11 protein-coding genes are annotated in these 13,125 nt (G+C 58.2%); 2 read left to right on the top strand and 9 right to left on the bottom strand.

The features are described from left to right. Positions 1-10: 10 nt before the first annotated feature. From AAFN47_RS23110 to AAFN47_RS23130, 5 genes are read right to left on the bottom strand one after another with little or no spacing between them, the layout of a single operon-like run. Entirely contained in the window at positions 11-1,189 is a 1,179-nt protein-coding gene (locus tag AAFN47_RS23110; RefSeq protein ID WP_499811626.1) for a M24 family metallopeptidase, read from the bottom strand. A 9-nt stretch (positions 1,190-1,198) separates the two neighbouring features. Next, positions 1,199-2,149 carry a D-2-hydroxyacid dehydrogenase gene (locus tag AAFN47_RS23115; RefSeq protein ID WP_499811627.1) on the bottom strand — a complete coding sequence of 317 codons (951 nt, stop codon included), beginning with the start codon at positions 2,147-2,149 and terminating at the stop codon, positions 1,199-1,201. Positions 2,150-2,156: 7 nt separating this feature from the next. Next, on the bottom strand, positions 2,157-3,458 hold the full coding sequence (locus AAFN47_RS23120) for a TRAP transporter large permease (RefSeq protein ID WP_499811628.1): 1,302 nt from the start codon (positions 3,456-3,458) through the stop codon (positions 2,157-2,159). After that, the gene (locus AAFN47_RS23125; protein ID WP_499811629.1) at positions 3,455-3,964 is read right to left on the bottom strand and encodes a TRAP transporter small permease; all 510 of its coding nucleotides are present in this window, start codon (positions 3,962-3,964) and stop codon (positions 3,455-3,457) included. The genes AAFN47_RS23120 and AAFN47_RS23125 overlap by 4 nt, the downstream gene beginning before the upstream one ends. A 50-nt stretch (positions 3,965-4,014) precedes the next feature. After that, positions 4,015-5,001 carry a TRAP transporter substrate-binding protein gene (locus AAFN47_RS23130; protein ID WP_499811630.1) on the bottom strand — a complete coding sequence of 329 codons (987 nt, stop codon included), beginning with the start codon at positions 4,999-5,001 and terminating at the stop codon, positions 4,015-4,017. Between the two features lie 423 nt (positions 5,002-5,424). On the opposite strand from AAFN47_RS23130, the gene AAFN47_RS23135 reads away from it, so the two are divergent. Then, positions 5,425-6,177, top strand: a complete 753-nt coding sequence (locus tag AAFN47_RS23135) for an IclR family transcriptional regulator (RefSeq protein WP_499811631.1) — start codon at positions 5,425-5,427, stop codon at positions 6,175-6,177. Positions 6,178-6,202: 25 nt separating this feature from the next. Here AAFN47_RS23135 and pssA read toward each other — a convergent pair whose 3' ends face one another. From pssA to AAFN47_RS23155, 4 genes are all read right to left on the bottom strand, one after another. Then, on the bottom strand, positions 6,203-7,030 hold the full coding sequence (gene pssA / locus AAFN47_RS23140; protein ID WP_499811632.1) for a CDP-diacylglycerol--serine O-phosphatidyltransferase: 828 nt from the start codon (positions 7,028-7,030) through the stop codon (positions 6,203-6,205). Between the two features lie 15 nt (positions 7,031-7,045). Continuing rightward, entirely contained in the window at positions 7,046-7,744 is a 699-nt protein-coding gene (locus AAFN47_RS23145) for a phosphatidylserine decarboxylase (protein ID WP_499811633.1), read from the bottom strand. A gap of 67 nt (positions 7,745-7,811) precedes the next feature. Continuing rightward, positions 7,812-9,701 (bottom strand): ABCB family ABC transporter ATP-binding protein/permease, encoded by a 1,890-nt coding sequence (locus tag AAFN47_RS23150; RefSeq protein ID WP_499811634.1) that lies wholly within the window; start codon positions 9,699-9,701, stop codon positions 7,812-7,814. 167 nt (positions 9,702-9,868) lie between these two features. Beyond that, positions 9,869-12,244, bottom strand: a complete 2,376-nt coding sequence (locus AAFN47_RS23155; protein ID WP_499811635.1) for a LysM peptidoglycan-binding domain-containing protein — start codon at positions 12,242-12,244, stop codon at positions 9,869-9,871. 261 nt (positions 12,245-12,505) lie between these two features. Here AAFN47_RS23155 and AAFN47_RS23160 point away from each other — a divergent pair, with 261 nt between their 5' ends. Then, complete coding sequence (locus AAFN47_RS23160; RefSeq protein ID WP_499811636.1) at positions 12,506-13,114, top strand: LOG family protein; 609 nt, start codon at positions 12,506-12,508, stop codon at positions 13,112-13,114. The last annotated feature ends 11 nt before the right edge of the window (positions 13,115-13,125 follow it).

A 13,125-nucleotide genomic window follows, 5' to 3' on the forward strand; every position in this document is an offset into this window, starting at 1 on the left:
GTCTCTCTCCTCAGAGCTCGAATATTTTCTTATCGGTCTTGTGCAGGCAGTCCGAGACGCCGTTCTGCGTGATGAGATAGTTGTCGCAAATCACGGCGAACACGCGCCCGTCGTCGTAGCCCGGATGCACTGCAAGACACATGTCCTTCGCCAGCGGCATCGTCTCGTCGCGGCGGATCAGCGGCCGCTCCACCATCTCGCACCCCTGTCCGTGAGCGTAGAGCCTGGTCTCCGGCGGGAGGCCTCTTTCCTGCATCCAGTCGTCATGCGCAGCCGCGATCTCCGCCGGATGTGCGCCCGGGCGCATAAACGCCAAAGTATGAGCCTGCGCTGCCTTGACGGCATCGAAAGCTTTCGAGAGATGTTCGTCCGCCTGGCCCAGCACCATCGTGCGGGCAATTTCGACAAAGAGTCCACCAGGTCCGTTGATTTCGATGAGCAACGACATGTGATCGCCCGGCTCGATCATCCTTGTCTGGAATGGACGATTGAGAAAACGCGACGGTTTTCCGAGCGGCGACGAAAGTCCCAGATAAATCCCCTGATCGCTGCCGAGCCGCCGGCCGACCGCCTCCGCATGGGCGGCGACGTCGCGATCCGTAATGCCTGGACGGATGAAGTCGCAAACCTCCTCGAAGACACGGTCCTGCAAAGCCGCCGTCCTCTTGATCAGGCCAATCTCTTCCTCGCTTTTTATCGCCTTGGCGGAATCGAACCGATCCGTGGCGTCTACCAGAGCAAAAGCCGGCTCGGCCGATTGCAGCGCGGTCATGATTGAGTGCGGCAGCGCGCCCGGAGCCAGCAATCCGATACGCAGCGCATCCGCGTCTCTCAGAGCCTTCACCAACAACGCGGCGTCGTAGGCAATCGTATAGTCAATGGAGACGAAAGACGGCGTGTTCAGCAATCGGCCAACACCACGGTTAACGGAATCAGCGGCCGAAACCGGACGATCCGTTCCGAAAGCCCCCATCTCGATGATTGTCATCGGGCGATCGCGATAAAACACGACTGTGCGCGGGTAACCATTATTGGCCGGAATGTCGGTTAGCCAGCGGACGTAACCGCCCATCCAGTCCTCGCGCGCCTGCGTTACTATTGCATCGACGCCAAGCTCATCCATGACGCCTCGCGCCACCGTCCAGCGACGTTCCAGTTCAGCGTCCGAAATCGGGGAATTGTTCTGCATCGCTTCTCCTTATCTTCTTGCCGCCGACTTCAGTGCTTCGGGTCCGCCGCTCGCATAGGCGCGCAGATTTTCCAGTACGATCGGATAGCATTGCTTGTGGTAAATATCGGCGAATCCGCCCACATGCGGCGTCAGGATCACGTTTGGCGCCTGCCAGATAGGATCGTCGGCGGGCAGCGGCTCGTTTTCAAACACATCGAGACCTGCCCCGGCTATTTCACCCCGCTCCAACGCATCGATCAGCGCGGCTTCGTCAACGCAGCCGCCCCGCGCCATATTGATAAGAAAGGCCGAAGGCTTCATGGCAGCAAGGATCCTGGCGTCGATGACATTGCGCGTTTCATCCGAAAGAGGCACGAGCACAATCAGGAAATCGGCTTCCGAAGCAGCCTCTTCCAGTTGCGCCCGAGGATAGACGCGGTCCACGTGCGGCGCAGTGCTGCGGCCGTTGGAAACGCCTGTTACAGTCATTCCAAGCACCGAACACACATTGGCGATGGTTTCGGCGATACTGCCGAGGCCGAGGAGGCAAATTGTCTTTTCATAGAGAAGCGGCTGCGGCTGGCGATCCCAAACCGCAGCTTTCTGATTTTTGAGCATATGGGGAAAATCTCGAACAAGATTCAGCATGAACAGCAGCGCTAGCTCCGACATTTGCGTCCCATGCAATCGCGCGCATTTCGTGATCGGAACGTTCTTCGGCATTTCCTGCATGGCGAGGAGATTGTCTATGCCGGTCGTCAAGGACTGCACCCACTCGAGGTTTTTCATCGACGAAATGAGCTTCGGAGGCATTTGCGGCCCGATCCCGATGATTGCGTTGGCGTCCGGCGCATGGCGCATTGCATCTTCAAGTGAATAAGCGGGTCGAAACTCGAAGTCCGGAAAGAGCTCCGAAAATTGCTCAACATATGCGTCGGTCCACTCGGGTCGTTCGTGTCGGATAAGTACGGTTTTCATAACATTCTCAATTGTAGAAAAGCTCCGGAAGCCAGAGCGCCAGTTGCGGGAATACGAACATCAGGATGATAAGAGCCACCGGAGCCAGGAGGAATGGCAGTATTCCTCTGTAAATCTGCCGAATATTCAGCTCTCTGACCTGCGCGCGGATGATGAAGAGGTTCATTCCGACAGGCGGCGTAATCAGGCCAAGTTCGACCAGCACCGCAACGAGTACGCCAAACCAGATCGGGTCGAATCCGTATCCGACGACCACCGGAAGGAAAACCGGCACAGTTATCAGCACCATCCCCAGCCCCTCGAGAAAACATCCCAAAACGATGTAGATGACGATGATCAGCCCCATCACGACGAAGACGTTGAGTTCCGCGTCCTGGGCCAGTTGCAGCAGCGTGTCGGGAAGCCGGGTCTGGACGATGAAATTGGCGAACAGCGTTGCCCCTATGATGATCATAAACAAGGCGCAGGAGACGATCACACTTGCCTGAATGGCGGCAATCAGCCGCGCGCCATCAAGCGTCCGCTTGAGAAAACCCAGAACAATAGCGCCAAACGCTCCGACCGAAGCGGCTTCAGTCGGACTGAAAACGCCGGCATATATGCCGCCGATCGTCAGAACAAACAGCAGAACGAATTGCCATGGATCTTTCAGCGCAGACAAGCGCTGGCCGATCGAAGCGCCCGCCTCAAGCGGCGCTGCACCGGCGCGATGAGCAAGCCAGATCGCGACCAGAATATAGAGAACCAGCAGCACGAGGCCGGGTATCATCGACGCTGCGAACAGACGCGCAACGCTTGTTTCGGTAATCGAACCGTAGATGACAAGGATGATAGATGGCGGGATGAGAATACCAAGCGACCCACCGGCTGCAACCGACGCCGCCGAATAGCTCGGCTCATAACCGGCCTTGTTCATTTCCGGCATTGCGATCCGCGTCATGCTCGCTGCAGTCGCGACCGAACTGCCGCAGATGGCGCCAAAGGCGCCGGAGGAGGCGATCGACGCCATGGACAGGCCACCGCGCAAGCCGGAGAGCAAAACCCGCGCCGCATTGAAGAGTTCCGCCGACATACGGGAACCGGAGGCGATTTCTCCCATCAGCACAAACAGCGGAATAACTGACAGATTGTAGTTCGAAGCAACGTCGAAAAGAGTGGTGCCGGCAGTGAATTTGGCGGTCATCAGGCTGTTGAGCGTCCAGTTACCCGCAATGCCAATGACCGCAAGCGCGATCCAGACGGGCTGACGGAACGCCAGCATGACTAGCATCAATCCTATTCCGCCAAGGCCGAGCGCAAAGCTGCTCACGACTTGTCCTCGCCTGGGGCGCTGTCTTGGGCGCCACGCAAATTCGACCTCAATTGGATGAGATAGGCCCAAAGAATTCCGACCAGACCGAGGAAAGCGACAACCCAAAGAGGCCATTTCGGCATACCGAGTTCAAGGGACCGCTCTCCCCAGCGCCAGGCGTCAAGCGCAGGCGTTATCATTGCCCATCCGAGAAACAGGAAAGCCATGCCGCCGGTCAGAGCTGCAATGACAGCAAGTACGCGAATAGTGGTGTTCGAGACAAAGCCGTCGATCAGGTCGATCATGATTTCCCTTCGGCCGGCGACCACGGGCGCAATGCCGAACACGGTCATGACGAGCAGAGAAATACTGACCACATCATAGGCGCCCTGAATCGGTGTATTGAATACAGCGCGGAGGATCACGTCGCCGACAACCACCAGCATCATCACGCAAAGCGCAAGACTGGCGATCCAGTGCAAAATCCTCATCGTTCTGCCTGCCTGGTGGTCGGGATCGGTCACGTTATATGCCTTGAGAAAAATTTGGCCCGCACGAAGGCGGGCCAACAGGCTCATTTTTTATAGGCTTCGACGAATTTTGCAGCATTGCCGCCAACGGACTCGATCGACGAATCGACGATATCCCTGAACGACCCCTGGAGATCCGCAATCTGGTCATCGCTCAATTTGACGATGTTTACCCCGGCCTCCTCCATGTAGTCGCGGCCGTGCCCTTCGCTTTCGTCCCACAGGGCGCCGAACCAGGCGGCGCGGTCCGGCCCAGTGGTCTCGTCGATCAGCTTCTGCAGTTCCGGTGAAAGCCGATCATAGGCGGCGTCGCTCATAACGACCGCAAACGTCGCGGAAGCAAGACCCGGCTCCATGGAGTATTCGGTGACTGGAGCGAGATCGAACGCCTTCGTTGCCTCGAAGGGAAAGGATGCGCCGTCGACTACCCCCTTACCCATAGCGTCCGCGGTTTCAGCTGGAGGCACGGGAACCGGAGTCGCGCCCATACTCTCCACGATTTTCTGCCAGGTCGACCCCGCATAGCGGATACGCTTACCTTCGAGATTACCAAGATCACTCGGGTCGGCGTCGGTAAAGTGCATCTTGAGCGGTGGCGTCACGGCCAGCCAGAGGATATGCGTTCCTTCGTGCTCTCCTGCCAAGTAGTCCGGCGCCAGTTCAGTCAGGCGACGCGAGCTGGCGGCGCTCTCGCTGCCGCTGGATGGATAGGTAAGAGGCAATCCGGCCAGTTCGGTCATCGGAAAGCGGCCAGGCGTCAATCCGTGCAGGAAGATGGCGATATCGGCGCCGCCGGAACGCACGAGGTCGAACTGCCGCGGCGGCGGACCAAGTTGACCGGCCGGAAAGACTTCGAGATCCAGTTCGCCACCAGATTTCTCGTTCAGCTCTTCTCCCCAAGCATTGACCGCCTTTACAAAGGTATGCATCGGGGGAAGAAAGGTCGTGACCTTGAGCGTTTCGGCTATTGCCGGCGTTGAGACAAATCCGGCAATAAACACGCCGGCAATTGCGAAGTGTCTGAATTTCATGTCGTTACCTCCCTGGAATGTGACATGTTGGAATTCTGCAAGGGTTCTTGCCAGGCAAAACCGCGGGATCGCGCCCTGATTGCGTAACTTTTCGGCCACGCACTCCGAAACCCCGCGGCGTGGCGCGACGGACGCCTGCTACCGCAAACGGCTGCGTACTTGCGAAACGCTCAATCGGCATTGCGTTCCTCCCATGGACAGCTCGCCGTCCTCCCGGCGATGAGTGGCTCAGAAACGTCTGCTGATCGTGTTCCGACAATTTCGGCCTAAGATCGCACTTCGTCCCGCTGTATGATACAGGTGAACCATTATGCAGGATGTGTCAACACGGATTCCCGACAACGCATCGTATTGCGGATATGTAGACAGAATTTGCATCACTATGTAAGACAGCGGAGATTAGAATCAGTTCAGAGGCATGGCATGAGCGACATCGCGCCGGGAGGAAACCGGGGAATACAGGTTATATCGCGGGCGGCGGCGATACTTCGCGCCCTCAGGCACGACACCTCCGGCATGAGCCTCGGACAAATAGCCGAACGGGTCGGTTTGCCGCGCTCTACGGTGCAGCGAATTGTGGGCGCCCTGCAAGCCGAACGGCTGGTCATCAGCACCGGTGCCGGAGGGAGCATTAGACTCGGACCGGAGATCACCGCCCTGTCGGAAGCGACCCGCTACAATATCGCCGACATCTGCCGCCTGCCGATTTCGGAACTTTCGCAGAAGGTAACGGAAACCGTCGACCTGTCCGTGCTGCGGGGCGCAGGCATGATCTTTCTCGATCAAGTTCCGGGCACGCATCGTTTGCGCACCGTCTCGGCGATCGGCGACGTATTCCCGTTGACGACGACGGCGAATGGAAAGGCGACGCTCTCCATGATTGACCGTGACCGGGCAAAGTCGCTGGTCGAACAGGAGTGGGAGCGACGCGGCATTGCCGGCGACTGGGGGCAATTCAACTCGATGCTCGACCGTGCGACTGAAACCGGCCTTGCCTACGACAATGACGAGCACACCCCGGGCATATCGGCAATCGGAACCGCCTTTGCCGATATGACTGGCGAATACCACGCCATTTCCGTGCCGATACCCACCACCCGCTTTCTGGACAAGCGCCATGCGGTGGAAGACGCGCTGCGCGCGACAGCCGCTCAGATTCGCGCTGCCGTCGGGTAACGACAACCGCCTTGCCAGAGCCTGCTTACTCGGCGTCCTGCTTTCTTGCCGCCAGTCCGTAGCGCTTCTGCCAGGCGCGAGCGCCGAAGGGTAGCGAGATCAGATACAGCACGGTCGTCACGGTCATCGTTTCCCACATGTATGTCAGCAGCAGACCGACATAGAGAACGATCACCAACATCAGCGGAAACACAAGATCGCGCCGGATACGTTGACCGAGCGATTTTCCGGAATAGACCGGCAGGCGGCTTACCATCAAAAAGCCAATCAGCATCGTGTAGACCGAGGCAACATAGGCGAAACCCGGGCTCGGTTCGACGCCGAGAAATCCGAGATAGATGGGAAAAAGCGCCAGTAGCGCGCCGCCGGGCGCCGGAATCCCGATGAAATAATCCGACTGCCAGGCAGCCTTGCTCTGCTGCTCCGCCATAACGTTGAACCGCGCCAGACGCAGACCTGCGGCAATGGCGTAGACAAGCGCCGCAATCCAGCCGAAAGATTTCACCTGATCAAGCAGGTAGACATAAAGCACGAGCGCCGGCGCCACGCCGAAATTGACGATATCAGCCAGCGAATCCATCTGCGCGCCGAACTTGCTGGTTGATTTGAGTAACCGTGCGACGCGGCCGTCGATGCCGTCGAGGAAGGCTGCAAGCAACACCATCGCGACAGCCAGTTCAAAACGTTGTTCGAAAGCGAGACGCACGCCGGTCAGACCGGCGCAAATCGCAAGCGTGGTGATCACGTTCGGCAGCATCATGCGGAACGAGATGTCGCGCAGGCGCGGCCCCCGGCTCCTCTCGCCCGACTTTTCGGGGCCATGCGGGTCGAAAGGGGAAAATCCCGTATCCATTTTAGCCGAACCTCATCATGCCCTGCGCGAAACGGTTTTGCCGCGCGCCGCATTGTATTCCGCAAGCACGGTTTCGCCGGCGACGGCGGTTTGCCCGACCGAAACGCGAGGGGCCGCCGATAGCGGCAAATAAACGTCAAGCCTTGACCCGAAACGGATAAGCCCGAAACGTTCTCCGGCGTCCAGCGTGTCGTTCACAGAACGCCAGCATACGATTCTGCGCGCGACGAGTCCGGCGATCTGGACAACGCCCACGAGCCCGTGCGAGCCTTCGATCACCAGTCCATTGCGCTCGTTCTCCTCGCTTGCCTTGTCGAGTTCGGCGTTGACGAAGCTGCCCGACTTGTACACCGCCTGACGCACCACGCCGCGGACCGGCGCGCGATTGATGTGGCAATTGAAGACATTCATGAAAACTGAAACACGCAGCATCTCGCCATCGCCCAGATCAAGCTCCCGCGGAGGGACCGTCTGCACGACAGAGGAGACCTTGCCGTCGGCCGGACTGATCACAAGATCATCGTCCAGCGGCGTCACCCTTTCGGGATCTCTGAAAAAATATGCGCACCAGGCCGTCAGGATAAGCCCGATCCAGAACAGCGGATCCCAGATCCAGCCGAGCACCAGCGAAGCAGCGAGGAAGGCCAGAATAAACTTGTAGCCTTCCTTGTGGATCGGAGTCAGCGCTGATGTCAGCGCGTCAAAAAAATTCATGAACGGAATCCTCGCAGTGCCGCCATCGTTCGGGATTTTCAGTGTAACATGGACCCGCGTCGGGGTTCTACATGTTGTCGGGTCGCTTGCGCACGATAATGCCGAGATCGTCGTGCTCCTGGAAATCCTTGAGCTTCTCTTCGGTTTCCTGCGCCTCGCGCTGGCGATCCCACATGGCCTTGTAGAGCCCGTTTTCATCCAAAAGTGAATAGTGAGTGCCGCGTTCGGCGATCACGCCATCCTTCAGTACGATGATTTCGTCAGCGCTGATAACCGTCGACAGACGGTGCGCGATAACCAGCGTCGTGCGTCCCTTGCTGACATAGTCGAGCGCCGACTGGATCTCGCTTTCCGTCGCACTGTCGAGCGCCGAGGTCGCTTCGTCCAGAATGAGGATCGGCGGCGCTTTCAATATCGTGCGGGCGATCGCGACGCGTTGCTTCTCGCCTCCCGACAGTTTGAGACCGCGCTCTCCGACCATCGTCTTGAGACCGTCTGGAAGACTGCGGATAAAGTAGCCGATCTGGGCAAGCTCTGCTGCCTCCATCACCTCTTCGTCGGTGGCGTCCATGCGGCCATAGCGAATGTTGTAGCCGATTGTGTCGTTGAAAAGCACCGTGTCCTGCGGAACCATGCCGACCGCCGCGCGCAGCGATTTTTGTGTGATGTCGCGGAGATTCTGACCGTTGACCGTGATGGCGCCTTCCTGAATGTCGTAAAAGCGGAACAAAAGGCGCGAAATCGTTGATTTTCCGGCGCCCGAAGGTCCAACCACCGCAACCGTCTTGCCATAAGGCACTTCGAAGCTGATGCCCTTCAGGATCGGCCTGTTCTCGTCGTAGCGGAAATGCACGTCATCGAAGCGGATCGATCCCTTGTCCATCACCAGCGGCTTGGCGTCCGGTTTGTCGACGATTTCCGGCGGAACGTCGAGCAGATTGAACATGTGCTCGATATCCGTCAGTCCCTGACGGATTTCCCGATAGACGAAACCGATGAAATTGAGCGGTATCGCAAGCTGCATCAGCATGACGTTGATGAAGACAAAGTCGCCGATCGTCTGGTCGCCGCGCTGCACGGCCAGCGCCGACATGACCATCATAATCGTCATCCCGACGCCGAATATGACGCCCTGCCCGAAATTGAGCCATCCGAGCGACGTCCAGACCTTCGTCGCCGACTCCTCATATTTCTCCATCGAGACGTCGTAGCGCCGCGCTTCCATCTCCTCGTTGCCGAAATATTTGACGGTTTCGAAGTTCAGCAACGAATCGACGGCCTTTGTGTTGGCGTCCGTATCGGAATCGTTCATTTCGCGACGGATGGAGATCCTGAAATCCGTTGTGCGAACGGTAAACCAGATATAGAGCCAGATCATCACTGCAGTAACAGCGACATAGGCGAAACCGTAGGAAAATCCGAAAATCGCCGCGACAAGGACGAATTCGAGAAGAGTCGGCAGCGTGTTCAAAATTGTGAAGCGAACGATCGCCTCGATACCCTTCACGCCACGCTCGATGATCCGCGACAACCCACCGGTGCGCCTCTGCAGATGAAACCGCAGCGACAATTCGTGCATGTGCAAGAACACCTTGTAAGCGAGTTGATGGACCGCGTGCTGTCCAACCCGCGCGAACAAGGCATCGCGCAACTGGTTGAATCCGAGCTGAATGATGCGCGCAAGGTTGTAAGCGAGCACCAGGATCACCGGACCGATCAGGAAGGCGGGCAGGAAACCGAGATTGTCGTGATTGCCGTTGAGGGCGTCAGTCGCCCATTTGTAGAAATAGGGAACCGTGACCTGACCGATTTTCGCGGTCACCAGAAAAAAAGTCGCCCAGAGAACCCGGCGTTTCAGGTCATCGCGGTCCGATGGCCACATATAGGGCCACAAATTGCGAAGCGTCGTAATCGGATTGCCGGTGTCTTCGGCAACGGTCTTTTGCTGGTCTGACAAATTAAGCCTTGGATTGGGTGAAGAAAAGTCTTTTCGCCGACGCCTCCCGATCGCGACGAACTATTGCGGGCGACGCACCACGGCTCGCCGCCCGACTCTAAATAGTTACCGTGACAATTGCGTCAAGAACGCAACAGCCATGCGAAACTGATCCGACGTCGATCGATTCAGCGTTTGAGCAACCGGTCCCGGTGCAACTGCTCGGCGTTCGGCAAGGGTTTTTCCGGAACCATAAAGGTTTGTCCGGGCTCAATGAAATCGGGATTCCTGATCTGGTCCGTATTGGCGAGATAGATCGTTGTATAGCGCACTCCGCGTCCATAGACCCTGCGCGATATCTGCCATAGCGTGTCGCCGCGACGAATGATCACCGAACTATCACGCTGCTCGAGCGGGGGCTGCACAACCGTCGGCGGCTCTCCTTCTTCACCCGCAACTGCAACTTCTTTTGTCTCTGGCCCCGGTTTCGGCTCCGCGACTGCCGCCACTTTTTCTTCGACCGGCTCCGTCGTCTTCGGGACATTCGTGACAGCAGGCTCCTCCCCGGGCTCGACAGCTGGAGCCGCGCTGTCCTGCTCGGCGACCGTTTTCTGGTCCGCGTCGGACTTCATTTCAGTTTGTGTTTCAGTCGGCTTGTCATCCGTCTTCGCCATTGTCCCGGTCGACTTTGGCTCAGATTCGGTTTCGGAGGTCGTGTTGGCGGCAGGCGCCTTGACCACCACTGCTTGGTCAGTGGAACCTTCCGACGTGGACTGGTCGCCTTCAGGGCCGGCGCCCGACATCGCCTTGTCTTCCTTGTCGGTTACGGCTTCCCCGTCCGCCTTTGGCTGTGGGGCGACCGCAGCAACCATATTGCCTTCTGGCCGGTTGAAAGGAACAGCGACCCGAATCGCCGCGGCTGAACCGTTCGGCAGATACAAATCCGCCCGGATCGTGTGATCGCCGACCGAAAGTTCTTTCTGTGCCTCGACCAGGAAACGACCGGTCGCGCTGATCATGCTTTCACCGACGGCATCGTTGTCCGCAAAGACAATCACCTTGCCGCCCGGTGTGCCAGAGCCCGCAACGAAGAGTTGCCCATTCTCGATCTCCACGGCGTCAATCCGCACCCGGATATCTGCCGAGACCGCGGGCCTTTGCGACTTACCGGTATCCAGTGACGCTACTTCAGTGGTTTCACCAGGTTCCGGATCTGTTGTCGCTTCTGCTGTGTCCTCGGTTGGCGCGGCTTCGGCTGAACCTTCCGGCTCCGGCGCGGCCTCGCTTTTCTCCGTCATCGCCGCGGTCCTCAATGGTTCAGCTGTTTGTTTCTCCGTCGACGCAGAATCTTCATTTACAACGGCATGCCGTGCTGTTCCGGTAGACTTGACGCCCTCGTCGGCTTCCCGTGAGGCCGTGGCCTCTGGCGCGGCGGCGGCAGTCTCAACCTTATCATCCGTTTTCTCCACCATCACAGTTGCAACAGGCTTGTCCTGCGCTGCGCCCTTCGCCGGTTCCGCGTCGGCAACTTCAGTCGCCGCATCCGCAGCCGTCTGGGTTGTTCCTGTATCGGTGGCGCTCGCCGTCGACTGGCCCTCGGTCGACGCCAATTCCGACGTCTCCTTCTGGTTCGTCGAAACTGAGTCGGCGCTGGTCATCGCGCTTTCTGAAGCCGTGTCCGGTTCGTTTGAAGTCTCCAACGCCGAGGCGACCTGAATGGTTTCCCCACTGCTCGTCTCCTCGTCCGCGGCAGCCGTGGTCACTTCTTCGGTCGCAGCCGCAGGTTCAGTGTCTTGCGCTGTCGCGCCAGTTTCAGAGGTTGCAACAGTCTCTCCAGCCGGCTCGGACGAAGTCTCTGCAGCGGCCATCTCTTTGCCGGCGGCGTCAGATGTCTCCTCGGATTCAGCTGTCCTATCATCTGACTGCAAATTCTCGTCGCCGCCTGCGTCGGCGACAGCCTCCGGCTGGTCAAGCAGACGGCTCGGTTCGCCGGGTTTGGTCACCATGACCATGAGTTCACGACTGTCTTCTTCGGGAACACTGACGGTCGCGATCTCCTCGGAAAGCATCACCATGTCGGCGTCACCGCGGCTTCGCAGGCCGATCTCGTAGTCGCCTGGCGGCAGTGGATCGTCAAAAACTGTTACGAAATCACCCGATGGCCCGACTTCGGTCTCCGCAAGCACCGTGTCGCCGCTGAACACTTCGAGCATGACGCCTGGAGCCGCGCTGCCCGCCACAACTGTCGAGCCGTCCGGCTCTACGCGCAGAAGGCTGAATGTTGGAACGCCCCCCTGCGGCGCTATGTCTGCGGTCTCCTTTTGCGTTGCGGCGGCGTCATCGACATCGTCAACCCCGGATTGTTTTGCAACGGTCTCCACCTCGGCGTCGACGCCGTTGTCATTTGAAACGGTTTCCTCAACGACGACCTCTTCGTCAGTCGCTTGCTGAACCTCGGGTTTCTCCTGCCAGCCGTAGGGGTCGAACCGCAGCAGATAGCCGATCCCGACAACGATAACGAGAAGCGCCAGAATGGACCAGAAACGGCTTTTGTTGTTTGTCATGTTGCACTCCAGTCGCACGACGATTCGAAGCAAAAGCCGGATTGTGACAAAACGGCGAATTATCTACTTCGTGTTTCCGCGACTATCGCCGAAAACTCAAGGTTCCGGCGCCATTGAAAACGCCTTAAATCTGTTGACAAACTAGACTTTTTCGCAGTTGCAAACAAGTTTGATCGCCAGACCGCCGTTCCAGCCTCACAATTCGGCGACGGGACAAACTGAACGCTTGACGGCTGCCGCAGCCTCATGCTTCCTCGAACGATGTCAAGGAATCGAACCATCTGCGTCTATTGCGGCTCCCGCAACGGACAAAATCCAAACTACGAAGCAGCGGCCCGGAAACTAGGCCTCGACATGGCCGACAAGGATATTGGTCTGGTCTTTGGAGCAGGCACGTACGGCATCATGGGCGCCGTTGCTGACGCCGTTGTCGCCGGCGGCGGCAGGGTCACCGGCGTGATACCGGATTTCCTGAAGAACAAGGAAGCGAACGAAGCGGATCTGAAGCAGTTCGACGAGTTGATCGTCACCGACGACATGCATGAGCGCAAGCACATCATGTTCCGCAAGTCCGGCGCCTTCGTCGCATTGCCCGGCGGCATCGGCACGCTTGAGGAAATCATCGAAATCATGACCTGGGCCCAACTCGGCCGGCATAACCGTCCGATGGTTCTGGCCAATATTGACGGCTTTTGGGATCCCTTGCTGAAGTTGATCGAGCACATGGCCAATGAAGGCTTCCTCCACACCTCCCATCTGGTCAAACCCCTTGTTATCGACAACGCCGCGGATATCGTCGACGCGGTTCTCACGACATGGGAAAGCATCGACAGAAACGGCGGCGACGCCGAAATCATCGAAAAGCTCTGAAGGGCGCCGTT

It is taken from the genome of Hoeflea sp. CAU 1731 (genome assembly GCF_039888615.1).
Lineage (GTDB): Bacteria > Pseudomonadota > Alphaproteobacteria > Rhizobiales > Rhizobiaceae > Flavimaribacter.

What these genes read in the sequence shown, in the direction of transcription:
- AAFN47_RS23110 (WP_499811626.1), bottom strand. Translation starts at nt 1,189, where the DNA reads ATGCAGAACAATTCCCCGATTTCGGACGCTGAACTGGAACGTCGCTGG.
- AAFN47_RS23115 (WP_499811627.1), bottom strand. Translation starts at nt 2,149, where the DNA reads ATGAAAACCGTACTTATCCGACACGAACGACCCGAGTGGACCGACGCA.
- AAFN47_RS23130 (WP_499811630.1), bottom strand. Translation starts at nt 5,001, where the DNA reads ATGAAATTCAGACACTTCGCAATTGCCGGCGTGTTTATTGCCGGATTT.
- AAFN47_RS23135 (WP_499811631.1), top strand. Translation starts at nt 5,425, where the DNA reads ATGAGCGACATCGCGCCGGGAGGAAACCGGGGAATACAGGTTATATCG.
- pssA (WP_499811632.1), bottom strand. Translation starts at nt 7,030, where the DNA reads ATGGATACGGGATTTTCCCCTTTCGACCCGCATGGCCCCGAAAAGTCG.
- AAFN47_RS23145 (WP_499811633.1), bottom strand. Translation starts at nt 7,744, where the DNA reads ATGAATTTTTTTGACGCGCTGACATCAGCGCTGACTCCGATCCACAAG.
- AAFN47_RS23155 (WP_499811635.1), bottom strand. Translation starts at nt 12,244, where the DNA reads ATGACAAACAACAAAAGCCGTTTCTGGTCCATTCTGGCGCTTCTCGTT.
- AAFN47_RS23160 (WP_499811636.1), top strand. Translation starts at nt 12,506, where the DNA reads ATGTCAAGGAATCGAACCATCTGCGTCTATTGCGGCTCCCGCAACGGA.